This is a genomic window from Pseudomonas sp. NDM (assembly GCF_003105095.1).
Lineage (GTDB): Bacteria > Pseudomonadota > Gammaproteobacteria > Pseudomonadales > Pseudomonadaceae > Aquipseudomonas > Aquipseudomonas moraviensis_A.
The window spans coordinates 1-26,737 of the sequence record NZ_QETJ01000022.1; the positions used below are offsets into that span (position 1 = coordinate 1).

Genomic DNA, 26,737 nt, shown 5'->3' on the forward strand with positions numbered 1-26,737 from the left:
CGAAGGCTGCGATCTTTTGACTTTGACTTTGAAGATCAAAAGATCGCAGCCTTCGGCAGCTCCTACAGGGGTTATGCGATCAACTGGCGGGTGGCGAGCAGCAGGAGAAAATGCATGGGATAAAGCGCATACGCCCAGCGCCGCATCGGTGGTGGCCGGACATGTCGCCCATGTCGCAACAGGAACATTCCAAGCATCGGCGCAAACAGACACGTCGCCAGACCGAGCATCGCCACGCTGTTGCCGAACCGCGCCGATTCGAGCAGCACTTGCCATTGGTTCGCAGCCAGACAAACCAGCCCGGGCAACAGACTGAGATACCACGGCCGGCGAAAGACCAGCAGCATCGCCAACGGCAGCAGCACGCCGAAGAAACCGAACATCAGTCGATCTGAAAAAACCATCGCGACCACCAGCGCGGCCAGTGCGAGCAATCGCGACACTGACGCAGAGTCCTGCCAAGCGCGCGCCACCAGCAGGCCGAGCGCCAGCGTCGGCATCACGTTCAAGGTGTCAGGTTCGGGTATGTACAAGCGATAAGGGATTTCGCTGACGGCGCTGAACAGCAACAGCCAGCCCAGATAGCGCCACTCCATCTTGCGCGAACCGTCGCGTGCCAGGTTCGCCGCCATCGCCAGGCAAAACCAAGGAAACGCCAGGCGCCCAGGCACATACAGCCAGTCGACGGAGAAGCCGACATATCGCAGGTGATCGAGCAACATGCTCAGCAGCGCCAGCCACTTGAGCAGATCCAGGGCACCGTCGCGTTGGCTCAGGTGCATAATCGGCCCATAAACTGGTAATTTTCTGCACCCGACATCACATGTGCTCCCCGGAAGATCTTCGGTAAAGTGCGCATCCTCATTGACCACGAGCCTTCACAAGAGTCTCGATTACGGAAGCCGGCCATGACCGACAAGAGCCAACAATTCGCCAGCGACAACTATTCCGGTATCTGCCCTGAAGCCTGGGCCGCCATGGAGCAGGCCAACCACGGCCACCAGCGCGCTTACGGCGACGATGAATGGACCGCGCGCGCGGCCGATCATTTCCGCAAACTGTTCGAAACCGACTGCGAAGTGTTCTTCGCCTTCAACGGCACCGCCGCCAACTCGCTGGCCCTGTCGTCGCTGTGCCAGAGTTACCACAGCGTGATCTGCTCGGAAACCGCCCACGTTGAAACCGACGAATGCGGCGCTCCGGAATTCTTCTCCAACGGCTCGAAGCTGCTGATCGCCGGCACTGAAAACGGCAAGATCACCCCGCAATCGATCCGCGAAGTGGCGCTCAAGCGCCAGGACATTCACTACCCGAAACCGCGCGTGGTAACCCTGACCCAGGCCACCGAAGTCGGCAGCGTCTACACCCCGGAAGAAGTCCGCGCGATCAGCGTCACCTGCAAGGAGCTCGGCCTGCACCTGCACATGGACGGCGCACGCTTCTCCAACGCCTGCGCATTCCTCGGCTGCTCGCCTGCCGACCTGACCTGGAAGGCCGGCGTCGATGTGCTGTGTTTCGGCGGCACGAAGAACGGCATGGCGGTGGGTGAAGCGATCCTGTTCTTCAACCACAAACTGGCCGAAGATTTCGACTACCGCTGCAAACAGGCCGGGCAACTGGCATCGAAAATGCGCTTCCTGTCGGCACCGTGGGTCGGCATTCTGGAAAACGACGCCTGGCTCAAATACGCCCGCCACGCCAACCACTGCGCGCAACTGCTGGCAGAACTGGTCAGCGATATCCCCGGCGTCGAGCTGATGTTCCCGGTGCAGGCCAACGGCGTGTTCCTGCAACTGTCCGAGCCGGCAATCGCCGCCCTGACCGCGAAGAACTGGCGCTTCTACACCTTCATCGGCAAAGGCGGCGCACGCTTCATGTGCTCGTGGGACACCGAAGAGGAGCGCGTGCGCGAACTGGCGCGCGATATTCGCGAGGTGATGTCGGCCTGATCCCAAACCGGCGGATTGATCGCAAAAGCGATGCCCCTCACCCTAGCCCTCTCCCGAGGGAGAGGGGACTGATTGGGGGATGCTCAAGGATTATGCCGACCTGAACGTGAAGTGTTGAATCCATAATCGACTCGGTGTCTCAGGTCGATGCAAAGCGACAGACACCTCGGTCAGCTCCCTCTCCTTGGGGAGAGGGCTGGGGTGAGGGGCGAGCCGGACGCAGCCCCTTCGCCTCACTCAGAACTCGATCCGTACGTCGCCTTTGGGCACGCTGCAGCACGACAGGATGAACCCCTCGGCCTCATCCTCCTCGGTAATCCCGCCGTTGTGCTCCATCTCCACTTCGCCCCCAAGTTTCAGCACCTTGCAGGTCCCGCAAATGCCCATGCCGCAGGCTTTCGGGATCATCAGGCCGAGCTTGGCTGCTGCTGCGTGGACGGTTTCCCCCGGTGCCACGCGAATGCTTTTACCGGAAGCGGTGAATTCGACCTGATGCAGATCCGCTGCGTCGATTTCCGGTGCATCGGCGGCTTGTTCGGCTTGCTCCACCGCGTCGGCACGCGCTTCCGGTGGCGTGGCGCCGAAGGATTCTTCGTGGTAGCGCGACATGTCGTAGCCAGCCGCTTCCAGCAGGCGTTTGACTGCGGTCATGTACGGCGTCGGGCCGCAGCAGAACACTTCGCGCTCGAGGAAGTCCGGAACCATCAGTTCGAGCATCTTGTGATTCAGGTAACCGCGATAACCGGCCCAGGGCTCACCGAGGCCATGCTTTTCACAGATCAGGTGCAGGCTGAAGTTGTCGATCCGCGACGCCATGTGCTCGAGTTCGCGGTGGTAAATGATGTCTTTCGGCGAGCGTGCGCTGTGCACGAAGGTCATGTCGACGTTGGCGTTGGTGTCGTAGAACCAGCGCGCCATCGACATGCACGGGGTGATACCGACGCCGCCGCTCAGATACAGGACTTTCGGGCTCGGGAAGTCGATGGCGTTGAACAGCCCGACCGGGCCGTGCACTGCCAGCTCCTGACCTTCATGCAGGGTGTCGTGCAACCAGTTCGAGACCTTGCCGCCCGGCACGCGCTTGATCGTCACCGAAAAGCTGTACGGCACCGACGGCGAGCTGGAAATCGTGTACGAGCGCATGATCGGCTGGCCTTCGATTTCGAGCTCGAGGGTGACGAACTGCCCCGGTTTGAAGAAGAACAGGATCGGCTGGTCGGCCATAAAGCAGAACGTGCGCACATCCCAGGTTTCCTGGATGACTTTGACGCAACGGACAATGTGTCGGCCATTGGCCCAGGTCTGGGTGGTGACCGGATTCAGGAAGCTGTTGGACATGCTGTTCTCCACGGCCGACTGTCGGCCTCATGTCGGCGATTCTGCGTATAGCGCAGAGCGCGCGTTTACCTATCCGCGACATTGACATACTTATCGCGACCAGCCCTTGAACACCGGGGCTTGCGCGTCGGGAACAGATTGCACCATGTCGCGCATGGATAAGGTTCCGCCCAGCGCCGGCCCCACACTCGCCCCAACACAAGACGACTTCTTTACACCTTGCGTAGCAACCGTTTTTGCAGCACACCTGATCAGCCACTTTCGCCGGCCACGCAGAGGGCCATGAGGATTACATCGATGGACGTCACCGCAAAAATCAGCCTGGGCGATCCGCTGGAACCCGGACGCAAGGCCACCGCGCAAATGCTCCAGGAGCGCGAGCGCACCTTTTCCCTGCCGCAACCGTTCTACAGCGACGAGCGGCTGTTCGATATCGACATGCAGGAGATCTTCCAGAAGGAATGGTTGATCGCCGGCATGACCTGCGAGATCCCGGCCAAAGGCAATTACCTGACCCTGCAGATCGGCAAGAACCCGATCATTGTCATTCGTGGTGCCGAGGGTGTGGTGCATGCGTTCCACAACGTCTGCCGCCACCGTGGCTCGCGCCTGTGCACCAGTGAAAAAGGCAAGGTCGCCAAACTGGTCTGCCACTACCACCAGTGGACCTACGAGCTGGACGGTCGCCTGCTGTTCGCCGGCACCGAAATGGGCGCCGAATTCGACATGAAGCAGTACGGCCTGAAGCCGGTGAACGTGAAAACCGCTGGCGGCTACATCTTCATCAGCCTGGCGGAAAACCCGCCGGCCATCGATGATTTCCTGTCGACGCTCAACCATTACATGGAACCGTACGACATGGAGAACACCAAGGTGGCGATCACCACCACCTTGATGGAGAAGGCCAACTGGAAACTGGTGCTGGAAAACAACCGCGAGTGCTACCACTGCAACGCGTCGCACCCGGAACTGTTGAAAACCCTGCTGGAATGGGACGACGTCACCGACCCGCGCGCCGATCAGGCGTTCAAGGATCACGTCGCCGCGTCCGCCGCTGCCTGGGAAGCGGAAAAGATCCCTTACGCCCACGCCAGTTTCGGCCTGCGCAACCGCATCGTGCGCATGCCGTTGCTCAAGGGCACCGTGTCGATGACCCTCGACGGCAAACAGGGCTGCGCGAAGTTGATGGGCCGGATCAAGAACCCGGATCTGGGCTCGATGCGCATCCTGCACCTGCCGCACTCGTGGAACCACTGCATGGGCGATCACATCATCGTCTTCACCGTGTGGCCGATCAGCGCCCAGGAAACCATGGTCACCACCAAATGGCTGGTGCACAAGGATGCGGTGGAAGGTGTCGATTACGACGTCGAGCGCATGCGCCAGGTGTGGGACGCGACCAACGATCAGGACCGGCGTCTGGCTGAGGAAAACCAGCGCGGGATCAACTCCACCGCTTACCAGCCGGGGCCTTACTCGAAGACTTATGAGTTTGGCGTGGTCAACTTCGTCGACTGGTACAGCGAGCGGATGCTGAACAACCTCGGCGCCGAACCTGCACCATACCTCAAAGGCGTCCCGGTCCAGGGCTGATCAAGATCAAAAGATCGCAGCCTTCGGCAGCTCCTACAGGTGGAATGCATTCCAACTGTAGGAGTGAGCCTGCTCGCGATGGCGCCCTCACATTCACCCATTTATTTGGATGACCACCTCACACTGCCATCCTCGCCAATAAACTCCTCGAAAATCTCCTCCCCCACCAACCTGATTTTCGCGTATCCGTTCAACACCCGCAGCGGATACGCCGGGTCGTTGGCGTCCTGAGTCTCCGACCACAACACCCGCGAATGCCCGTTCAGTTCGCTGGCATTGCCATAGGGGATCGCCCCGTGCCCGGCACAGCGCGCATGCAGACCGCCCTGCTGCGCATAGACGATGCCGTTGTGCAGATGCCCCCAATACCAATAATCCGGCTCGCGCCCCAGCGCATCGCACACCGGTTGATACAGCGCCGTCTTGTGGTGCCCAGAAATATCGAAGCCCTGATGATGACTGAGCACCATGAGTTTTTTGCGTTTCGGCAGGCCTTTCATCCACTGGATCTGCGGCTCGTTCAAGGTGCCGTCCATGTACAGATTCATCGCATCAGACGCATAGGCAGAATCCAGCCCGACCACCAGCCAGTCATCATTGACCAGGGCAAAATAACTGGTGCCCTGTTGCCCGGGAAATTGCCTGGCCAGTTCCTTGAAGTAGCCATGGGCGCCGCTGTACATCTCGTGGTTGGAGTTGAGGGTGAACGAGCCGTGTAAGCCCATCGGCCAACCCGCCATGTCGACGTCTTCCTGGGAATGACTGCCGGCGTAATACACATCGCCCAAATGAATGGTGAAATCGGCCTGGGCCAGTTGCATCTGGTTGGCCACCGACACCGCCGGCGCATGGCTGTCGAACGGTCCGGTGCCCCAGTCGCCGGCAATCGCCAGGGTCACGTCGCGATCCATCTGCACCACCGCCGGGTCAGTGCCGAACGTTGCGTGATGGCGCAGGTTTTCGATCCACTTCAGCAGCGCCTCGCTCCACAGCAGATCGAGCAGTTCCCACTTGCGACACCCGAGCAGGCTGCCGTCCTTGAGCACCCGGGTCGCCAGTTGATCGGTGGACTGCGGCAACGGCGTGGCATTGCCGATGCGCAGGATCGACAGACCATGGGCCAACTCCCACGGCACCGCCGGCTCGTCAGTCGGCAATTCGCCGTTTTTCAGCACGTAATGCGCCTGATCGTGGCCGCGCTGCAACAGCTTGATGATTGCCTGAAACTCCTGTGGCTCCAGCTCGCTGATGAGCTTCATCCAGGCCATTTCCATGCGCGTGAACAAGCCGTGAATGCGCAATTTGACCTTGTCATATTCGTGTTCCAGATGACTGACCAGTGACATGGCGTAATCCTCTCTCCGTAAGGGTTCACAGGGTTTTCATGAATTCGATCAACGCGCGTTTGTCGTCGTCCGACAAGGTCGTGCCGTACAGGTGACCGCTGTTGTGGTTGCCCTCCAGGCGCGTGTCGTATTTGAAGTCCGTCGAGGCTTTGGCCTGGGCGCCGCTGGTGACGAAACCGACGTTGACCGGGTCGTAGATGTCCGAACCGGTGATGAACACTTGCGGACGTTTTTCCGGCGGTTGCAGCAAGTCCCACAACGTCGGTACCGAACCGTTGTGCAGGTAGGGCGCACGCAACCAGATGCCGTCGGTGGGCGTGTTGCTGTAGCTCTGGGTCTTGCGATACGCGCCGAAGTCGAACGGCGGCTTCTTGAAGGTGTGGAATGCCGTCACCAGACCGGTGGTGAACGAGTCAAGCCGGTGCGGATCGGTGCCGAGCTGGTCGATATCGGTGGTGACCTGCCCGGTGTCGGCGCGACCAAAGTCATGACAAGCCGCGCAGTTGGCCTCCCAGATCGGCTTGCCCTGGGCAACCCTGGCCTGATCCAGCGCCCACGGCCACGCTGGTGCCTTGTGCCCGAGCAGCCAGTTGGTCACGCGGTTGAAGCTGGGCGGCAGCACCGATTCCGGCGTCGCACCCACGGCCATCGCGGCGGCATAATTGCGTTCGTGGATCTTGTTGTTATTGCCGTCCCAGTGCAGGTACATCGATTCCCTGGGTTTCTGGTTCCACACTTGTGGCAGGTCGACGGTGCCGATGGTCGAGTCATCCGGGAAGCCGAACACCACCATTTTCGTCGGATTGAAGGTGTCGGTGCGGCCTGGGCCCTGTTGCGGACGCAGCTTCTGCCAGGCGTAGGCCTGCTTCTGCTTGAGCAAGGCGCTTTTGGCCATCGGCATGATCAGGTAGCGGTTGTAGAGTTGCTCGAAGAAACCCAGCTGGAATTTTCCGTTGATCGCCGCCATCACCGCGTCGGTGGTGAATTTCGGATCACTGGCGCAATCGTAGGCAAACCACTGGAAGGCTTGCAGTTGCAGAGTGTTGGCCGGCGCGCTCGGCACGTTGACGGCGACGTCGCTGGCATTGGCGCGGTAGGAACCGGTGTGGCACAGCGCACAGTTCGGCTCGACGGTCGGGTAGCCGATCTGCCGCTTGGCCATGCCGATCGGCAGGTCCTTGCCGTTTTCGAACAGGAAGCCGAACACCTCCCAGCCACCGGGTCTGGGCATTTTTTCCGGGCACATCTGCGGCAGCACGGCGAACAGGTAATAGGGGATGCGCGCTTCGATGCCGAGTCCAATGGCGGCGTACTTGTAGTGATCTTCGTCGGAGGCGTATTCCTGCTCCGGCACCACGCGCAGCATCTGATACCACGTCTCGTAACCGATGAAACCGAGTACCGCGACGACAATCAGCGTGCCAACCTTGAAGGCGTGACTCTGCCATTGCCGCTGCCACGCCGCGCGCCACTCGCGCCAGCCATCGCAAAGCAATGCCCAAGGGCGATTCTCCGGCGTTGTACCGAGGTAGAGCAGAACGCCGAGGATCAGAAAGAAACTCAGATCGCCCATCAACATCGGCACGAACAGCGAGCCCTGGGTGCTGGTGTTGATCAGGTAAATCCAGAAGATCACGGCGATCAACCGCGTCAGCACGCACAGCCAGGAATGCACCACGTAGCGCGGCGCGTTGAAGCCCGACGGCATGTAGAACACGCTGATGCCGACCAGCAGCATTCCGGCGTTCTCCAGCCACGGGTCAGAGAGTTGCGGCGGCAGTCCGACCACCGATGTCAGCAAGCCCGGCGCGAACAGCGCGGGGATGGCGAACACCATGTTCATCGCAATGCCGATCCAGATGAAGCGTTGAAACCAGCGGATGTAGCTGTCCATGTCATCCATTTCCTTGTGCAGACCCTAGAAAGAAATACACAGCCTGATCGGCCACTGTGGCGAGGGAGCTTGCTCCCGCTGGGCTGCGAAGCGGCCCCAAAACCTGAGAGTGCGGTTTCCTGAAACACCGCATCTGCCGGGTTTACGACTGCTGCGCAGCCGAGCGGGAGCAAGCTCCCTCGCCACGGGCGACTTCATCAGCCGAGGGCCGTTTTCTCCAGGTGTTCAAGGATGATCGGGTAGACATCGACCACCGCGTTCTTGCCGAACATGCAGTCGATATGGCCGTAGCCCGGCACCACCTGCCGGCTATAGCGCTCCGGCCCGTTGACTTCGCACACTCGCTGGTAGGTCTTGAGCGTACTTTCCGGCAGATAACACTGGTTGTCGGCGCCGCTGATAAAGCAGATCGGCATGGTCAGCCGATCAAAGTGCGGCATGTACACATCGTTGCCCTTGAAATCCACCAGATGTCCTTTGCGCACGATCAGCGCCAGATGTTCGAAGGTCTCGATGTTCGATTCGCCGAACAATTCGTGCAGGTTGTCGTGCAAGGTTTCGTTGAGGGTGTCGTGGCGATACAGCGACGCGTACATGAAGGTGATGCGGTGACACACCGGGTTGGTGCAGTAACCCTGCGCCTCGATCCGCGCGTAGCCGTTGAGGGCCTTGTCGTAGAGTTTGTTGAACCAGTTTTCCTTGCTGTCGGCGTAAGCGGTCATCGACTTGATGCCGATCGCATCGAGCATGCCCGGCAGGTGCAATCCGGCTTTCAAACCCGTCGCGGTGGCGACCACGGTGTCTGCGGCAATTTGTGAGCAGACCACCGAACGCACGCCCTGCAAACCGGCGAGCAGCGACATGAAGAAGGTCGTTGCGCCGTAGCAATGCACCACGCATTGCACATCACGGGCGTGGGTTTCCTGTTGTATCTGCGCGATGGCCGCCTTGAAGTCGTATCGGGCGATCTGATCGCCGTTCCACTCCTTCTTGCTCGCCGGCAGCAAAATGCTCACGCGAAAATCCAGCAACCACACGTCGTAGTCGTGCTTGCACAGGTACTCCAGCAGGTTGGTCTGGATGGTATCGGTGGAAAAGATGTTCGACCCCACACCCAAGCCATGCACCAGCATCACCGGCCCTTTGCTCCCGGCCTGATAACGGGTCAGGCGCAGTTCGACGCCATCCTCGGTGGGGAAGAAATGCACTGCCGGGACGGGGGCATCCAATGGTCGTTTCAACCGTGGCGGCGCGTCGGGGTTGAAGTAGATATCGCCGGCAAACACCCCGCCGTAACTCTCCCAGAGAATCCCGGCGAAGAACTTGCCGAACCGCGCCAGGCCTTCGATGCGCTCGCGCTCATTGCGTGCATTGAGCACTTTCATGGTGGTCATCTGCTTGGCGAAATCGGTCGGGTGAATGTGCATCACTCCCGAGCCGATCACTTCGCCCGACTTGTCCGGCCCGCGATACAGCGTCACGTACAGGGTGCTGGTGTCGTGCCAGATATTCAGCACGCCGTTATCCTCCGGTACGGTTTTGAAGGCGCTGAAGAAATAGTCGTTGCCATCCTCGGCGGTCAGTTTCATGTCGTACTTCATGTGACGCGTATCGACCTGTTGCTCGAATTGCTCGAACAGGTTGAACACGCCGTTGCTGGCGGTCAGCGGCTGCGGTGACAGTGCCGGAGCGTTCACTGTGCCGACGATGGTCGCCGCGTGTTCCGGCTCCCTGATCATCCGGTTCATGTCGCTGGCGGTGATCGTCAGGGTGAAATCGATCGGCGAGTTGTCCGCCTCTCCGCGCTTGGCCGCTGCTTCATAAACTTTCAGGTCGGTGCTCTGCGCCGCCGTGAAGGCGCGGGAGAAATAGCCCTTCATGGTTTCCGTAAACTGCACGCCGAGGGTGGGCGGCGCCACCGGTTTGCGCGGCGCAGAAGGCAACGTGTAGTCGATCTGCCAGCCACGGTCGGCGGCGAGCAGGCCCATGTTGCGCTCACTCACCGCAGAGATGGTCAGCAGCGGATTGACCGCCAGCGAGGTCGGAATCACCGCGCCATCGGTGACGTAGAGATTGGCGTAAACATCAGTGCCGCTGGCACCGCTGAACACCTGGCCCTTGTGATTGACCACGCCTTGCGCCGCGTCTTCACCCATCACGCAACCGCCCAGCGGGTGTACCGAAACGATGCTGTGCTTGAGCAGTTTGGTCCAGATCGGGTTCTCCACCCAGACCCCGCCCAATGCCTTGGTGCTCTGGCGCAGACGTTCGTTGCCGAGTTTGAAATTCTCCTGCTCGCCGACACCTGGCCAATCGATGCGCAACTGATCCTTGCTGTCGAGGACCATCCGCCCCTGCCCGCTGTCATGGCTCATGATCAGGTAGGTCTGCATGTTGTGCAGTGCGCCGTAATAAGGGCCGCGCAGGAAGCTTTCGGCTTCACGTTCCTTGTACTTCAGCTTGCCACTGAAGCTCTCGTCAGTGGCCACGCCGATCATCTCGGCAAACCCGGCCATCGCCGGCACCATCGGCCGCCCGAGGGCGCCGGGAATCGAGCCTTCCTCGATGACCATGCGGCTGCGCCAGTCGCCTTCGGTGCGCATGTCGATGACCGAGGTGATGCACGGGCCGACCGGATGCAGTTCCTTGGCCGGGTGCGCACCGAAACCGATGCCGTTGATGGTCTGCTCGCAGTTGTGGCCGAAGCCGAGGATGTCGCCGTTGCCGCTCATGTTCTCGCCGAGCTGGCCGGACATCACCACGCCTTTGTCCCGGGAACGCAGGAGGATTTCGGTTGAACCGAGCGTGCCGGCAGAGACCACAACGATGTCGGCCTTCACGAACAGGGTCGGTGCACTGAACATCTCGCGACCACTGTCCAGGTACTGGAAATGCACGATCCAGCCGTCGCCATCACGCTCCAGATGCCGCACTTCGGCCTGACAGAAAATCTCCGCGCCGTGATTCCAGGCGTCCGGCAGATAGTTCATCAGCGTGGTGTTCTTGGCTTTGTTGTTACAGCCCGAAACGCAGTCGCCGCACTGGTTGCACGGCAGTTGCTCGACGCCGACATGGTTGAGGTTGTTCGGCAGCTTGTCGAAAGTCACGTTGATCGGCGGCTTGTAGAAATGCGCGCCCTGCTGGAGGTAGTCGGCGGATTTCCTGTTGGCGTCGAGTTTCGGCAGGTTCGGTGCAGTGCTCGGGTAAGGGTTGGGCTTGAGCATCTCCCGGGCGCGGGCGTAACCGTCCTTGAGCAACGTATCACGGTGTTCCCGCACCGCTTGCGGCCAGCGCGGATCGTCGAATACGCCGGGCTCCGGCTCAAGGGCAACGTTGGCATTGATCAGCGACGTGCCGCCGAGGCCGCAACCGACCACGACGTTTTGCTGGGCGTTCACGTGCAAATCGAACAACCCGGTACGCGAACCGATATGCCCGTCCGGGTCATGCACCTGCAGTTCCTCGGTGGCGGCGATCATGGTGTTGGGGTATTCGCCGGGCTGGATTTCCCGACCGCGTTCGAGCAGGCACACACGCTTGCCGGCACGGGACAGGCGCGAGGCAGCAATACCGCCGCCGTAGCCTGAACCAATGACAATCACATCGTAGTGTTCCTTGATCTCGCTGATGGGCGTTGCGATCCGTGTCATGAGGTGGTTCCTCTAATCAGGCAGATGGGGGCAACTCTGCGGTTGCCTGCAATCAATGGGCGAACGGGTACCTGGCCACCGGAGAAATTCCGGCGACAGCACAGCGGTCTGGCGGGTGTGGCGCGCTACAGGCGAGCGTGCTGATTGGCAGCGCGTCGGAGCGTGCGCTTGCGTGGCGAGGGCGGGGGGCGGTGCGGCTGGCTATCCATCATGCGTTCTCCCAGAACCTGATGTGGATAAATGACGGCTGTCCTTGTGCCATTGCAGTGAAGACAGCACAGGAATCGAAGTCAAGGCAACTTCTTAGAACTGTATGAAATGTAATCAATTGCCATTTGGACTAAGCCGGCCGGGGCTTACAGGGTTTGGCGAACAAGTTATCCACATAGCCACCCACAGCAAATGGGGGTAACTGTGCATGAGCCGAAAATTATCGTGCTGATTTACAAAGAAAAATCGTGACTTATGCAGAACAGGCGGTTGCGGGGGACATTGGTTGTTTTTTAATCATATCTTTGCAAGCCATGATTTTAATGGCCTGTGGAGGACAGCGAACATGTTATCCACAGAAGCGCCAACAGAGTTCGGGGGTAACTTTGCGGCGCCTGTGGAAAAACGCTCAAACGTGCGAATAACCAAGGCTTACAAATGAATTCGAGGCTGAAAAGCGTAAAGCGATCAAATATTGACCAATGCAGTGAAGGGCTTGGTTTATAAGGCTCCCAGCGGGCAACGAACATCTTATCCACAGAAGCACCAACAGAGTTTGGGGGCAACTTGCGGCGTTATCCCGCAGAAAAACCTCATAAAAACCGTAAGTTAGGCTGGTTGTTTTTTGATCTGCGGGCTGCAGGCCACGGCTTAGTTGACCTGTGATGAAGGGCCAACACGTTATCCACAGACTGACCAACAGGGATTGTGCGTAACCGCTGTCCGGTGGATAACCCAACGCTAAGCGCGGTGCATCAGATAGGCTTCTCCGGTTACCCGAATCAGCGGATGCGGCGTGACCTGGCAAGTCTTGATGATGCGGAAGCCATGGCGCTCATAAAATCGCCGCGCACCGGTGTTGGCTGCGTAGTCAATCAGGCTCAGGCCGTTTAGCGCCATCTGATCAGCGCGCGCCTGAGCATGCTCGAGGAACTGCACACCCAGGCCCCGATTGCGCCAGCCTTCATGCAGCGCCAGGCTGGAGATGTACAACGAATCGGGCACTTCCATATCGGCGTACGGTGCCAGCACCGGATCAGTGGACGGCGTCGGCTCGGGATCCTCGCGCATCGCATAACTGTGCATCATGCCAACGACCCGGTCTTCGGCCTCAGCGACCATGCAGTTCTGCCAGGAGAAATCCACATCGTCGCGGGCATAACGGCGCTCGCCGACATCCAGCAGCGCCTCCCCAGGCTCCGCCAACTGGCTCCAGATGTAATCCGAGGCGCCTTCCGAGGAAATCTGAAACAGACGCGCAATGTCGCGCGCATCCGAGCGCCGGGCAGGGCGAAACTTGACGGTCATTCAGTTGACTCCTTGTGGGGTGAGTGGCTTTTTACCCTGCGTTTGAAACCGGCCGCAAACAGAAGCGCCAGGTTTTTCGTGTCAACCAATGACAGCTGTCGGCGCGCCCCTACGAGCATTGGTTGCGGGGGTCAGCGGACCACGCCTTCCTCGATCAGCAACTTGAGGATCGCTTCGGCACCGGCCTGTGGGGTGATGCCCTTGAGCACTTGCCCGCCGCCGCCACTGGCTTTGGCGGTCGCAGCCTTCATGCGGTCGGCGCCGCTTTTGGCTTTGATCACTTTCAGGCGTTTGGGCCGTGGTTTGGCCGGTTGCAGAGTGGCGACAGACAAGAGCTCATCGTCGACGACTTCAACCTCATCAGCCTCCAGAATCCCTCGCTGTGCCGGGCCATATGCACTCTGCCGAGGTTTCGGCGCGGCGTTATCCACAGTGGCCAGAAACGGCAATTTGACCTTCAGGCGCCGCCGCTGCCCACGCGGCAAGGCTTGCAGGACCAGCGCCGAACCGTCATTGATCGACTCGACCTGCGCCAGGCCGACCACCAGTGGCCAGCCCAGACCTTCCGCCAGCAGGAACGGCAACATCCCCGAGCCTTCACCGGTTTCCGCCTGACTGCCGGTCAGCACCACTTGCGCCCCGGCATCGCGAAGGTACGCGGTCAGCGCCGGCAAAGCGTCGGCGCCAACGGGTTGTTCCAGCACATGCAGCTGTTCCAGGCCCATGCCCAGATAGGCACGCAGTGCCGGTTCGGCGATGTCGCCGGCGTGCAGCACTTGCAGGTTATCCCCAGCCAGTTGCAGACCCAGTTCCACTGCGCGGGCATCCTGATCGGCGCGGCGCGGGCGGCCCGAAGTCGGGTGGGCGCCGATGGAGACGAGGCTGATCACGTTGGTGCTCATAACTGTTTTCCTTATGCCGCGTCGCGTCGGCCGTCGTTGCGGTAGGCCTCTACCGCCTCGATCAGGGCCTGCAGAATCTCTGCGCTTTCGCCAATCACCGAGAGGTCGGCGCGTTTGATCATGTCGCAACCCGGATCAAGATTGATCGCCACCACCTTGTCGCAGGCACCGATGCCTTGCAGGTGCTGGATCGCCCCGGAAATACCCACCGCGACGTAGACTCGCGCGGTGACCCAGGTGCCGGACGCGCCGACCTGGCGATCGCGGGCCATGAAGCCATCGTCCACCGCCACGCGAGAAGCGCCTTCGGTAGCGCCGAGGGCTGATGCCGTTTCGTGAAACAGCTGCCAGTCCTTGACGCCGTTGCCGCCGGAGAAGATGAACTCGGCCTCGGCCATCGGGATCGCCGCCGGATCCACCGCCACCGCGCCGAGATCTTCGATTCGCGACAGGCTGCGCGCGACGCTTGTGGATAACTCCACCGGTAACGCTTCGTGACGGGTTTCGCTGACCGGTTCTGCGCATTCGGCGGCGGCGAGAATCAACCGCGCCACCGGGCGCGCCAAGTCCTGCAACCCGGCACCGGCGCGGCCGATGCACTCCTGATCCTTGACCTGCCAGACCCGTGTAGCCGGGCGCTCGCCCAAGGCTGCGGCAAAGCGCCGACCGAGTTCACCGCCACCGCTGCGGCTGTCCGGCAGCAACCAGTGACGCGGATTGAACTGGTTATCCACAGCGCGCAAACCCTGCACTCGTTGTTCCGGTGCATAACCGCTGAAATGCTCGCCTTCGAGCACCAGCAGGCGATCGACGCCGGCGGTTTCGAACGTGCTTTCCTTGTGCTCGCCAAAAACTACCGCCAGCACCGCACCGTCCGTGCCGGCCAGCTGATGAGCGAGGCCGAGCAGATCGCGATCGTGGCTGCTCAGGCGGCCGCCGACCATATCCGGCACCACGCCGATATAGAACGCCGGAGCCGGAACCTGATGCAGCGGCAACTGCACTTCCACCGTGGCCGAGCGTTTGACCGCCCCGCCCTGCTGCGCGCCGCTGCGGTCGATCCGTTTGATGCCGTTGGGCCCGATAAAACCCATGCCATGGGGATTCTTGCGGATGACGCCGTTAGGCCCCATCCAGCTGTGTTGCGCCGGTTGCATCGCCGCGTGCAGCGGATGCAGACGGTTACGCGCGATCCATTCGGCGCGCGGGTCGCGGCGGATAATGTCGCTCATCAATGCACCTCCGCAGGTTCACGTTTGGCCGGCGTGGCAGGCTTGCCTGGCGCGGCGTCTTCGAGCAGCGCGTCGGCCACCAGTTCGGCGATGTCCTTGATCAGCGGACGCGGTTCGACCACGCCTTCGAGCATCGCCGTGCACTGTGGACAACCCACCGCCACCAACTCGGCGCCGGTTTCGCGGATATCTTCCATGCGCATGTCGGGGATGCGCTGTTTGCCCGGAATGTCGGTGATCGGCGCGCCACCACCGCCGCCGCAGCAGCGCGAGCGGAAACCGGACCGTTGCATCTCTTTGACTTCGATGCCGAGCGCACGCAGCACTTCACGCGGTGCTTCGTACTCGCCGTTGTAGCGGCCCAGGTAGCACGGATCGTGATAGGTCACGCTGTTGCCTTTGTGCTGTCCGAGGTTGAGCGCGCCGGCCTGAATGATCTCGGCCATGTAGGTGCTGTGGTGCTGCACCGGGTAGTTGCCATCGAAAGCGCCGTACTCGTTTTTCAGCACATGGAAACTGTGCGGATCGCAGGTGACGATGCGGTTGAAGCTGTATTTGGCCAACGTCTGGATGTTGCGCTTGGCCAGCAACTGGAACGTCGCTTCGTCGCCCAGACGCCGCGCCACATCACCGCTGTCGCGCTCTTCGAGGCCGAGCACGGCGAAGTCGATTTTTGCCGCTTTCAACACTTTGACGAAGGCGCGCAAGGTGCGCTGGTTGCGCATATCGAAGGCGCCGTCGCCGACCCAGAACAGCACGTCGGTGGATTTCTTTTCGCTGAGCAGATTGAGGTTCAGATCCGCCGCCCAATTCATCCGCCCGCCCGGGGCGAAACCGCCGGGGTTGTCGGTGGCGATCAGGTTTTCGAGGACTTCGGCGCCCTTGTTCGGCGTCGCGCCTTTTTCCAGGGTCAGGTGACGGCGCATGTCGACGATCGCGTCGACGTGCTCGATCATCATCGGGCATTCCTCGACGCAGGCACGGCAGGTGGTGCACGACCAGAGGGTTTCGGCGTCGACCAGACCGTTGACGATCGGTTGATGCGGATTGCCGCCATGCTCGCCAATCGGTTTGCCTGGATACGGGCTGCCGGCGAATTTGGCGTCGGTGCCGCCAGCGAGGCCGACGACCATGTCCTGAATCAGTTTTTTCGGATTCAGCGGCTGTCCGGCAGCGAAAGCCGGACAGGCCGCTTCGCACTTGCCGCACTGCACGCAGGCGTCGAAACCGAGCAACTGGTTCCAGGTGAAATCCTTGGGTTTTTCCACGCCCAGCGGCGCATCGGGATTGTTCAGGTCCAGCGGTTTCAAACCGGTCGAGCGACCGCCGCCAAAGCGTTCCGGACGGCGATGCCAGGCCAGGTGCAGGGCACCGGCAAAGGCGTGTTTCATCGGCCCGCCCCAGGTCATGCCGAAGAACAGTTCCGTCACGCCCCACAACACGCCAACGCCGAGAATGGCTGCAAGCACCCAACCACCGAAGTTCTCCGGCAGGATCCCGGCCGCTGGCAGGGTCACCAGGAAGAACGACGCCGAGAACGCCAGCAGGCTTTTTGGCAGGCGCATCCACGGGCCTTTCGACAGACGCGCAGGCGGATTGACCCGACGCAGGTACATAAAGATCGCGCCGACGAACATCACCGCCGACATCAGCAGCAAGGCGTAGCCGAGGATACGGTTATGCAGGCCGAAGCCGTGTACCAGAATGGCCAGCACAATCGACGCCACCGCACCGCCCGCCGTGGCGACGTGGGTGTTGGCGATGTATTTGTCCCGCGCCACGACGTGGTGCAGGTCGACCATGTAGCGCTTGGGCATGGCCAGCAGACCGCCAAGCAGATCGACCTTCGCCGCCCGCCCCCGGCGCCACATGTTCATCCGCCGCAACGCGCCGAGGACAGCGAGGCCCAGAGCAGCGAACAACAAAATTGGAAGAAGGGTGTTCAACATGGTGAAGCTCCCAAAGACCTCGGGGTCATTTGTGCGCTGGCAAGAGCAACGCACCTACCTGTGGCGAGGGAGCCTGCTCCCGCTGGAGTGCGAAGCGCTCCCACTACCGTCGCCGGTATATGCCTGATACACCGTGACTACAGATTTGGGGCCGCTTCGCAGCCCAGCGGGAGCAAGCTCCCTCGCCACAGGTGATCGTGGTGATGCCGTCAGAAATCCTTGCACAGTCGCAGGGCGTCATAGATCGCGGCATGGGTATTACGCTGCGCCACGCAGTCGCCGATGCGGAACAGCAAGTAGCCGTCACCCGCCTCGCTCAGCGAAGGCTGCGGCTGGATCGCGAACAGCGCTTCGACGTCGATCTGGCCCTTGTTGCGCGAGCCGTCCTTGAGGGCGTAGTAGATTTCCTCGTCCGGGCGCACGCCGTTTTCGACGACCACCTGATCGACCACCCGCTCCTCTTTCGCGCCGGTGTATTCGTTCTCCAGTACCGCGATCAGCTTGTCGCCTTCGCGGTAGACCTTTTCCAGCATCATGTCGCCGGTCATGATCACTTCTTTCGGGTACATGCTGCGGTAGTAGGTCGGGAACGACGTACCGCCGATGGCCACGCCCGGCTTGATGTCGTCGGTGACGATCTCGACCTGGCTGCCCTTGTCGGCGAGGAAGTCGGCGACCGACATCCCGGTGAACTCGCAAATGGTGTCGTAGACCAACACGTTCTTGCCCGGCGCGACTTTGCCGTCGAGCACGTCCCAGCTGCTCACCACCAGCCCTTCGGCCGCGCCCCAGTGTTCGTTCTGCTCGAGATACGGATGACCACCGACCGCCAGCACCACGACATCCGGACGCAGGTCCATGATCGTATCGGCGTCCGCCGCCGTGCCGAGGCGCAGATCGACTTTCAGCCGTGCCAGTTCCAGCTGGAACCAGCGGGTGATGCCGGCGATCTGATCGCGCTGCGGCGCTTTCGATGCAGTAGTGATCTGCCCGCCGATGAATTCCTTTTTCTCGAACAGCGTGACGTCGTGGCCACGCTCGGCAGCCACGCGTGCGGCTTCCATCCCGGCCGGGCCGGCACCGACGATCACCACTTTGCGTTTCGGCCCAGTGGATTTCTCGATGATGTGCGGCACGCCCATGTATTCACGGGACGTCGCGGCGTTCTGGATGCACAACACATCGAGACCTTGATACTGGCGGTCGATGCAATAGTTGGCGCCGACGCACTGTTTGATCTGGTCGATCTGGCCCATCTTGATCTTGGCGATCAGGTGCGGGTCAGCGATGTGCGCGCGGGTCATGCCGACCATGTCGACGTAACCGCCCTCGAGAATCCGCGTAGCCTGGTTCGGGTCCTTGATGTTCTGTGCGTGCAGCACCGGCACCTTGACCACTTCCTTGATTCCGGCGGCCAGATGCAGGAACGGCTCCGGTGGATAACTCATGTTCGGAATCACGTTGGCCAGGGTGTTGTGCGTATCGCAACCCGAGCCGACCACGCCGATGAAATCGAGCATGCCGGTGTCGTCGTAATACTTGGCGATCTGCTTCATGTCCTCGTGGGACAAGCCGTCCGGGTGGAACTCGTCACCGCACAGGCGCATGCCGACGCAGAAATCGTCACCAACCTCGGCGCGCACGGCTTTGAGCACTTCGAGACCGAACTTCATCCGCCCTTCGAAGCTACCGCCCCATTCGTCGGTGCGCTTGTTGACGCGCGGGCTCCAGAACTGGTCGATCATGTGCTGGTGCACGGCCGACAGCTCGACGCCATCGAGGCCACCGGCCTTGGCCCGGCGCGCCGCCTGGGCGTAGTTGCCGATCACCCGCCAGATCTCTTCCGGCTCGATGGTCTTGCAGGTTGCACGGTGCACCGGCTCCCGGATGCCCGACGGCGACATCAGCGTCGGCCAGTTGAAACCGTCCCAGCGCGAGCGACGGCCCATGTGGGTAATCTGGATCATGATCTTGGCGCCATGCTTGTGCATGGCGTCGGCCAGATTCTGGAAGTGCGGAATGATCCGGTCGGTAGACAGATTGACCGAGCTCCACCATTCCTGCGGGCTGTCGATCGCCACGACGGACGAACCGCCGCAGATGGCCAGGCCGATGCCGCCCTTGGCCTTCTCTTCGTAGTACTTGACGTAGCGGTCGGTGGTCATGCCACCGTCAGTCGCGTAGACCTCGGCGTGCGCGGTGCTGAGCACGCGGTTGCGGATGGTCAGTTTGCCGATCTGGATCGGCTGGAACATTGCTTCGAAAGCCATGGCACGGTCCTCGGCTTACAACGGCTTGACGATGAACAAGCCGTCATCGTGGCCCTCTTCGGAGCCTCCGTAGACTTGTTCGGCCACAGTACGGATCTTGCTGCCACGGGCTTCGAGAATCTGATCCATGGCACCGGCAAACCAGCCGGTGAACATGTAATCGACCTTGCGCCCGACCTTGCCGTAGACATAGACGAATGCCGAGTGCTCGAGCTTGACGCTGGCGGTGCCCTGGTCGAGGTCGATGTCCTGGATCTTGAACAGGCCCCAGCCGCGTTGCGACAGGCGCTTCATGTAGTGCTCGAACACCGCGACGCCTTCCAGGCCGTGGCATTCGGCTTCCTTTTCACACCAGTGCCAGGCGGATTTGTAGCCGGCCTTGTAGAGGATTTCCGCATAGGCTTCGGCGCCCAGCACTTCCTCGATGCCCATGTGGTTGTTGACGAAGAAATGCCGCGGCACATAGAGCATGGGCAAGGCGTCGGAGGTCCAGACACCGGTCTCGCTGTCGACTTCGATAGGCAATTGCGGGGCGATCTTGGCCATGGAAACTCAACTCCAGAAAAATTATGGTTCAGTGGTGGCCGCGGCCCTCACCCCAGCCCTCTCCCGCAGGAGAGGGGGCAGTTCGGCGGCGGTCGTGAAAGCGTTATTCGCCCCAGACGTCCTTGAGGACGTTCACCCAGTTCTCGCCCATGATCTTGCGCACCACGCGCTCGGAATGGCCGCGCTTGAGCAGGGTTTCGGTGAGGTTGGGGAATTCGCCGACGGTGCGGATGCCCAGCGGGTTGATGATCTTGCCGAAGCTGGTCAGGCGGCGGGCGTAGCCCTTGTCGTGGGTCAGGTATTCGAAGAAATCCTGGCCGTGACCCTGAGTGAAATCGGTGCCGATGCCGATGGCGTCTTCGCCAACGATGTTCATGGTGTATTCGATGGCTTCGGCGTAATCGTCGATGGTCGAATCGATGCCCTTGGCGAGGAACGGCGCGAACATGGTCACGCCGACAAAACCGCCGTGGTCGGCAATGAACTTCAGTTCTGCGTCGGATTTGTTGCGCGGGTGCTCTTTGAGACCCGACGGCAGACAGTGGGAATAGCAGACCGGTTTTTTCGATTCGAGGATGACCTCTTCGGAAGTCTTGGAACCGACGTGGGACAGGTCGCACATGACGCCGACGCGGTTCATCTCGGCGACGATCTCGCGACCGAAACCCGACAGGCCGCCGTCGCGTTCGTAGCAACCGGTGCCGACCAGATTCTGGGTGTTGTAGCACATCTGCACGATGCCCACGCCGAGCTGCTTGAACACCTCGACATAGCCGATCTGGTCTTCGAAAGCGTGGGCATTCTGGAAGCCGAAGAGGATGCCGGTCTTGCCCTGTTCCTTGGCGCGACGGATGTCGGCGGTGGTGCGCACCGGCATCACCAGGTCGCTGTTTTCACGGATCAGTTTCTGGCTGGCAGCGATGTTGTTTACGGTCGCCTGAAAGCCTTCCCACACCGACACAGTGCAGTTGGCTGCCGTCAGACCGCCCTTGCGCATGTCTTCGAACAGCTCGCGGTTCCATTTGGCAATGATCAGACCGTCGATAACGATGCTGTCGGCGTGTAATTCGGCTGGGCTCATCAGGCGTCCCCTTATTGGCGATTCGTGCGCCGAATCGTCTGCCGGCGCTTTGGGGCCAGCATATGCCTCGGTGCCGGGGCGACCGGGTGCAAAAACGACAGGGGAATTGCCGAAAGCGTCAATCCGCGACAAAGGGTCGTCAGCCGCCCTCCTCGGCCGGCTGTTCAAGCCCGCGCGCTTGCGCCAGAATCTGCCGCAGCCTGCACCTACCCACGGATTAGAGCGACCCCAATGAAATCGATCTTCCTCGCCCTGGCACTGATTGCGACCGGCGCCCACGCCGCCGAAGAATCCGAGAACAACCCGTGCGACGCGGTGGAAAACGACATCCAGACCCTGGAATGCTCCGCCTACAGCCGCACCACCGCCGAAGACTTGCTCAAGGACAACTACGCCAGCCTCAACGAACGCATGCAGGCCGCGTACGGCAAGAACCCGACGCAACTGGCCGACATCACCGCCAAACTGAAAACCGCCCAGCAGCAATGGCTGAAAACCCGCGATGCCGATTGCGCGGTGGAAGCCTTCCCGGCGACGGCGGGGAGCAAGGCGTTCACGATTGCGCAGAATGATTGTGTCGCGCGGATGAGTGACGAGCGGTCGGAGTTTTTGGAGTCGGTTGGGCAGGAGTGAGTGTTTGAGCTGTAAGCTGAACCTCTTAAGCCAGTCTAAGGATTCCCATGAACATCTGCGGCATTGAAATCAAAGGCAGCGAAGCGATCATCGCCGTGGCTGCGCTCGACGGTTCGACGTTGAGCCACATCCCTCTCGCCACGAAAAAGATCGCTCTCGATGATGATGACGAGGCGGCGAACGTGCGGCGGTTCGCGGCGCAGGTGGCGTCGTTCGTGCGGGAGAACTCGGTGGACCGGATTGCGATCAAGAAGCGCAGCAAGAAGGGTGAGTTTGCCGGTGGGCCGACGACGTTCAAGATTGAGGGGGTGTTTCAGCTGCTCGATGGTTGTGAGGTGACGCTGTTGTCGCCGCAGACGATCAATGCACAGGCCAAGAAGCACAATTTCGAGCTGCCGGGGACGTTGAACAAGTATCAGTATGAGGCTTACAAGGCGGCGTGCTCGGCGTTGGTGAAGAAATAATGTCGATCGAATTGTAGGAGTGAGCCTGCTCGCGATAGCGGTGGGTCAGTCCCACACATGTGAGCCGATAGACCGCTATCGCGAACAGGCTCACTCCTACAGGGGTTTTGTGTGCATCACTCAGGCCTGCGCGGTACGCCGATCCTCGCGCGGGCAACGGGCAAATCTGGCGCGATAGCTGCGGGTGAAGTACGACGGTGATTCAAACCCGCAGGCAATGCTGACCTCAAGCACGCTCATGTCGGTCTGACGCAACAGCTGCCGGGCCTTTTCCAACCTCAACCGCAGATAGAAATTGCTCGGCGTGTCGTTCAGGTGCAGGCGAAACAAGCGCTCCAGCTGCCGTCGCGTCACCTTGATCGACTCCGCCAGTTGCAGCGTGCTCAGCGGCGGTTCGCTGTGCTGCTCCATTTCGCCGATCACCTGCACCAGTTTCTTGTTGCTGATGCCGTAGCGTGTGGCGACTTCCATGCGCTGGTGGTCTTTGCGCGGGCGGATGCGCCCGAGCACAAACTGCTCGCTGACCTGAATCGCCAGTTGCGGGCCGTGGGCCTGGGCGATCAGATCGAGCATCAGATCAATCGACGCCGTGCCACCCGCCGAAGTGATCCGCCGCCGGTCGATCTCGAACAGCTCCTGGGTAACGCTGAGCTGTGGATAAGATTCCTTGAACGCATCGATCGCTTCCCAGTGCAGGGTCAGGCGATGGCCATTGAGCAGGCCTGCTTCGGCGAGGACGAAGCTGCCGGTGTCGATCGCGCCGAGGGTCACGCCGTCCTTGTCCAGCCTGCGCAACCAGTGCTCCAGCATCGGCGTGATGAATTTCAGTGGTTCGAAGCCGGCCACCACCAGTAACGTCGCACCTTTTTTCAGCGGCTCCAGCGCCGCATCGGCGTTGACCGACATGCCGTTGCTCGCCAGTACCGCGCCGCCATCGGCGCTGAGCACATGCCAGCGGTACAGCTCGCCACGAAAGCGGTTGGCCACCCGCAGCGGTTCGATCACGGAGATAAAGCCGATGGCAGAGAACCCCGGCATCAGCAAAAAGTAGAAATCCTGGGACATGGGCGCACTCGGTTGGCGGACGCGTGGCTCGTTGATACGCCGATTGTCGGCGGCGTTCAAGCGTGCAGGTCGCTACAGTGCAAATGCCAGTCGCCGCAGTGCGCTTTCACGGGCGTATAGCTGCGTAACTTGGCATCACCGGCGCGCAGATGCCGGGAACCACAATAATCGAACTGCCGAGGAACCCGACATGAAACGACTGATCAGCAGCTGCGTTCTTGCACTCAGCGGTACCGCTTTCTTCAGCACCGGCGTGATGGCGGCCGAACCGGCCTCCTGCAAGAACGTACGCATGGGTGTGGTCAACTGGACGGACGTGATCGCCACCAGTGCCATGACCCAGGTCCTGCTCGACGGCCTCGGCTACAACACCAAACAGACCAGCGCCTCCCAGCAGATCATCTTCGCCGGGATCCGTGATCAGCGCCTGGACCTGTTCCTCGGCTATTGGAACCCGTTGATGACGCAGACCATCACACCGTTCGTCGAGGCCAACCAGGTGAAAGTGCTCGAGGCACCGAGCCTGAAAGATGCCCGCGCCACCCTCGCCGTGCCGACGTATCTGGCCGACAAAGGCCTGAAAACCTTCGCCGACATCGCCAGGTTCGAGAAAGAACTGGGCGGCAAGATCTACGGCATCGAGCCTGGCTCGGGCGCCAATACCCAGATCAAAGCGATGATCGCCAAGAACCAGTTCGGCCTCGGCAAATTCCAGCTCGTCGAGTCGAGCGAAGCCGGCATGCTTGCCGCCGTCGATCGCGCCGTGCGCCGCAAGGAAGCCGTGGTGTTCTTCGGCTGGGCGCCGCACCCGATGAACGTCAACATTCAGATGACCTATCTGACCGGCAGCGAAGATGCCCTTGGCCCGAACGAAGGCATGGCTACGGTGTGGACTGTCACTACACCGAAATACGCCGAGCAGTGCCCGAACATCGGCCGCCTGCTGACCAACCTGACCTTCACCGCCGAAGCCGAGAGCCGGATGATGCAGCCGCTGCTCGATCACAAGGATGCCTTCGAGTCGGCCAAGCAATGGCTCAAGGATCACCCCGAAGACAAGCAGCGCTGGCTCGAAGGTGTGACGACTTTCGATGGCAAACCGGCCGCTGAAAATCTGCAACTGACCAGCAAATAACCTTGCGCTCAAAAGCCCCCTCACCCTGGCCCTCTCCCAAGGGATAGGGAATTTAACGACGCTTCGCAGCCCCGCCACGGGCTGCGGACAGACCCATCACGCCTGAAGGAAACGCACCATGAACCACGACGTCATCATCACCTGCGCACTCACCGGTGCTGGCGACACGACCGCCAAGAGCCCGCATGTGCCGGTCACCCCGAAACAGATCGCCGCTGCGGCAGTGGAAGCGGCCAAGGCTGGCGCCACCGTGGTGCACTGCCATGTGCGCGATCCGCAGACCGGTAAGTTCAGCCGCGACGTGGCGCTGTACCGCGAGGTGATGGAGCGCATCCGCGAGGCGGACGTCGACATCATCGTCAACCTCACCGCCGGGATGGGCGGAGACCTGGAAATCGGCGCTGGCGAGCAGCCGATGGAGTTCGGCCCGAACACCGATCTGGTCGGCCCGTTGACCCGTCTCGCCCACGTTGAAGAGCTGCTGCCGGAAATCTGCACCCTCGATTGCGGCACGCTGAATTTCGGCGACGGCGACACCATCTATGTCTCGACGCCGGCACAACTGCGCGCCGGCGCCAAGCGCATCACCGAACTGGGGGTGAAAGCCGAGCTGGAGATTTTCGACACCGGGCATCTGTGGTTCGCCAAGCAGATGATCAAGGAAGGCTTGCTCGACAACCCGCTGTTCCAGCTCTGCCTGGGCATCCCGTGGGGCGCGCCGGCCGACACCACCACCATGAAAGCCATGGTCGACAACCTCCCCGCCGATGCGGTGTGGGCGGGCTTCGGCATTGGCCGCATGCAGATGCCGATGGCCGCGCAAGCGGTGCTGCTCGGCGGCAACGTGCGGGTCGGGCTGGAAGACAACCTGTGGCTGGACAAAGGCGTGCTGGCGACCAATGGCCAATTGGTTGAGCGCGCCACGGAGATCCTCAGCCGCCTCGGTGCCCGCGTGCTCACGCCGGCGGAAGGCCGCAAGAAAATGGGCCTGACCCAGCGCGGCTGATCCCATCACCCATTCCACCTGTAGGAGCTGCCGAAGGCTGCGATCTTTTGCCTTTGATTTTTAGAAGCAAGATCAAAAGATCGCAGCCTTCGGCAGCTCCTACGGGGTCCTCGACTATCAGGGAATACCTATGCGCTTTATCACCGAAATCAAAACCTTCGCCGCCCTCGGCAGCGGTGTCATCGGCAGTGGCTGGGTCGCCCGCGCCCTCGCTCATGGCCTCGACGTGGTGGCCTGGGATCCGGCGCCCGGCGCCGAAGCGGCGTTGCGCCAGCGCGTGGCCAATGCCTGGGGCGCGCTGGAGAAGAACGGCCTGGCGCCGGGCGCTTCGCAGGATCGCCTGCGCTTTGTCGCCACCATCGAGGAATGCGTGCGCGACGCCGATTTCATTCAGGAGAGCGCCCCCGAGCGGCTGGAACTGAAACTCGGTCTGCACAGCAAAATCAGTGCCGCCGCCAAGCCCGACGCCTTGATTGGCTCGAGCACTTCAGGCCTGTTGCCCAGCGAGTTCTACGAGAGTTCGACGCACCCTGAACGCTGCGTGGTCGGGCATCCGTTCAATCCGGTCTATCTGTTACCGCTGGTGGAAGTGGTCGGCGGCAGGCACACCGCGCCTGAGGCGGTTCAAGCGGCGATGCAAGTCTACGAATCTCTTGGCATGCGTCCGTTGCATGTGCGCAAGGAAGTGCCGGGGTTCATCGCCGATCGCTTGCTTGAAGCGCTGTGGCGCGAGGCGCTGCACCTGGTCAATGACGGTGTGGCGACGACCGGCGAGATCGACGATGCGATTCGTTTTGGCGCCGGCCTGCGTTGGTCGTTCATGGGTACATTCCTGACTTACACCCTGGCCGGCGGCGATGCCGGCATGCGCCACTTCATGTCGCAATTCGGCCCGGCGTTGCAGTTGCCTTGGACGTATCTGCCAGCGCCGGAGCTGACCGACAAGCTGATCGATGATGTGGTCGATGGCACCAGTGAACAGTTGGGCCGCCACAGCATTTCGGCGCTGGAGCGCTATCGTGATGACTGCCTGCTGGCGGTGCTTGAGGCGGTGAAGACCACCAAAGAGAAGCATGGGATGAGTTTCAGCGAGTGATGGGGTTGGCATGACACTGCTGCCCTCACCCTAACCCTCTCCCTGAGGGAGAGGGGACTGACCGAGGTGT

Annotated in this window: 20 protein-coding genes; 7 read left to right on the forward strand and 13 right to left on the reverse strand. The window is 61.2% G+C overall.

Going from position 1 to position 26,737, the window contains the following annotated elements; translation table 11 throughout:
• Positions 1 to 71 precede the first annotated feature (71 nt).
• Positions 72 to 782: a TraX family protein gene (locus DCO47_RS07855; protein ID WP_116657857.1), complete on the reverse strand. Its 711-nt coding sequence runs from the start codon at positions 780 to 782 to the stop codon at positions 72 to 74.
• A gap of 126 nt (positions 783 to 908) precedes the next feature.
• Between DCO47_RS07855 and DCO47_RS07860 the strand changes: the two genes are divergently transcribed.
• Entirely contained in the window at positions 909 to 1,949 is a 1,041-nt protein-coding gene (locus DCO47_RS07860) for a low specificity L-threonine aldolase (RefSeq protein WP_042606642.1), read from the forward strand.
• A 237-nt stretch (positions 1,950 to 2,186) separates the two neighbouring features.
• On the opposite strand, the gene gbcB is transcribed toward DCO47_RS07860, so the two are convergent.
• On the reverse strand, positions 2,187 to 3,287 hold the full coding sequence (gene gbcB, locus DCO47_RS07865; RefSeq protein ID WP_116657858.1) for a glycine-betaine demethylase subunit GbcB: 1,101 nt from the start codon (positions 3,285 to 3,287) through the stop codon (positions 2,187 to 2,189).
• 297 nt (positions 3,288 to 3,584) lie between these two features.
• Between gbcB and gbcA the strand changes: the two genes are divergently transcribed.
• Entirely contained in the window at positions 3,585 to 4,880 is a 1,296-nt protein-coding gene (gene gbcA / locus DCO47_RS07875) for a glycine-betaine demethylase subunit GbcA (RefSeq protein WP_116657859.1), read from the forward strand.
• A gap of 101 nt (positions 4,881 to 4,981) precedes the next feature.
• Here the strand turns inward: gbcA and DCO47_RS07880 are convergent, their stop codons facing one another.
• The 10 genes from DCO47_RS07880 to DCO47_RS07930 all read right to left on the reverse strand — a co-directional run bounded on the left by DCO47_RS07880 (position 4,982) and on the right by DCO47_RS07930 (position 21,268).
• Positions 4,982 to 6,226 carry a metallophosphoesterase gene (locus DCO47_RS07880; RefSeq protein ID WP_065616517.1) on the reverse strand — a complete coding sequence of 415 codons (1,245 nt, stop codon included), beginning with the start codon at positions 6,224 to 6,226 and terminating at the stop codon, positions 4,982 to 4,984.
• Between the two features lie 25 nt (positions 6,227 to 6,251).
• A complete protein-coding gene (locus DCO47_RS07885) occupies positions 6,252 to 8,120 on the reverse strand; it encodes a hypothetical protein (RefSeq protein WP_116657860.1) in 1,869 nt (622 codons plus the stop codon).
• Positions 8,121 to 8,317: 197 nt separating this feature from the next.
• Positions 8,318 to 11,770, reverse strand: a complete 3,453-nt coding sequence (locus DCO47_RS07895) for a GMC oxidoreductase (protein ID WP_116657861.1) — start codon at positions 11,768 to 11,770, stop codon at positions 8,318 to 8,320.
• Between the two features lie 951 nt (positions 11,771 to 12,721).
• Positions 12,722 to 13,288 (reverse strand): GNAT family N-acetyltransferase, encoded by a 567-nt coding sequence (locus DCO47_RS07900; RefSeq protein WP_042606637.1) that lies wholly within the window; start codon positions 13,286 to 13,288, stop codon positions 12,722 to 12,724.
• A 131-nt stretch (positions 13,289 to 13,419) separates the two neighbouring features.
• Complete coding sequence (locus tag DCO47_RS07905) at positions 13,420 to 14,190, reverse strand: electron transfer flavoprotein subunit beta (protein ID WP_042606636.1); 771 nt, start codon at positions 14,188 to 14,190, stop codon at positions 13,420 to 13,422.
• Between the two features lie 11 nt (positions 14,191 to 14,201).
• On the reverse strand, positions 14,202 to 15,422 hold the full coding sequence (locus DCO47_RS07910; protein ID WP_116657862.1) for an electron transfer flavoprotein subunit alpha/FixB family protein: 1,221 nt from the start codon (positions 15,420 to 15,422) through the stop codon (positions 14,202 to 14,204).
• Entirely contained in the window at positions 15,422 to 17,371 is a 1,950-nt protein-coding gene (dgcB, locus tag DCO47_RS07915; protein WP_116657863.1) for a dimethylglycine demethylation protein DgcB, read from the reverse strand. Before dgcB ends, DCO47_RS07910 begins: the two co-directional genes overlap by 1 nt.
• A 209-nt stretch (positions 17,372 to 17,580) precedes the next feature.
• A complete protein-coding gene (gene dgcA / locus DCO47_RS07920) occupies positions 17,581 to 19,641 on the reverse strand; it encodes a dimethylglycine demethylation protein DgcA (RefSeq protein WP_064365321.1) in 2,061 nt (686 codons plus the stop codon).
• A gap of 15 nt (positions 19,642 to 19,656) precedes the next feature.
• On the reverse strand, positions 19,657 to 20,187 hold the full coding sequence (locus DCO47_RS07925) for a 4-vinyl reductase (protein WP_064365322.1): 531 nt from the start codon (positions 20,185 to 20,187) through the stop codon (positions 19,657 to 19,659).
• Positions 20,188 to 20,290: 103 nt separating this feature from the next.
• Positions 20,291 to 21,268 (reverse strand): dipeptidase, encoded by a 978-nt coding sequence (locus DCO47_RS07930; protein ID WP_007962626.1) that lies wholly within the window; start codon positions 21,266 to 21,268, stop codon positions 20,291 to 20,293.
• 231 nt (positions 21,269 to 21,499) lie between these two features.
• Here DCO47_RS07930 and DCO47_RS07935 point away from each other — a divergent pair, with 231 nt between their 5' ends.
• Positions 21,500 to 21,901: a lysozyme inhibitor LprI family protein gene (locus tag DCO47_RS07935; protein ID WP_116657873.1), complete on the forward strand. Its 402-nt coding sequence runs from the start codon at positions 21,500 to 21,502 to the stop codon at positions 21,899 to 21,901.
• 47 nt (positions 21,902 to 21,948) lie between these two features.
• The gene (locus DCO47_RS07940; protein WP_116657864.1) at positions 21,949 to 22,365 is read left to right on the forward strand and encodes a DUF3010 family protein; all 417 of its coding nucleotides are present in this window, start codon (positions 21,949 to 21,951) and stop codon (positions 22,363 to 22,365) included.
• A gap of 120 nt (positions 22,366 to 22,485) precedes the next feature.
• On the opposite strand, the gene DCO47_RS07950 is transcribed toward DCO47_RS07940, so the two are convergent.
• Entirely contained in the window at positions 22,486 to 23,430 is a 945-nt protein-coding gene (locus DCO47_RS07950; protein WP_116657865.1) for a GlxA family transcriptional regulator, read from the reverse strand.
• Positions 23,431 to 23,620: 190 nt separating this feature from the next.
• Between DCO47_RS07950 and DCO47_RS07955 the strand changes: the two genes are divergently transcribed.
• From DCO47_RS07955 to DCO47_RS07970, 3 genes are all read left to right on the forward strand, one after another.
• A complete protein-coding gene (locus tag DCO47_RS07955; protein WP_116657866.1) occupies positions 23,621 to 24,565 on the forward strand; it encodes a choline ABC transporter substrate-binding protein in 945 nt (314 codons plus the stop codon).
• A gap of 118 nt (positions 24,566 to 24,683) precedes the next feature.
• Positions 24,684 to 25,571, forward strand: coding sequence for a 3-keto-5-aminohexanoate cleavage protein (locus DCO47_RS07960; protein WP_064365326.1), 888 nt, complete (start codon positions 24,684 to 24,686; stop codon positions 25,569 to 25,571).
• A gap of 130 nt (positions 25,572 to 25,701) precedes the next feature.
• The gene (locus DCO47_RS07970; protein WP_116657867.1) at positions 25,702 to 26,667 is read left to right on the forward strand and encodes an L-carnitine dehydrogenase; all 966 of its coding nucleotides are present in this window, start codon (positions 25,702 to 25,704) and stop codon (positions 26,665 to 26,667) included.
• Positions 26,668 to 26,737 lie beyond the last annotated feature (70 nt).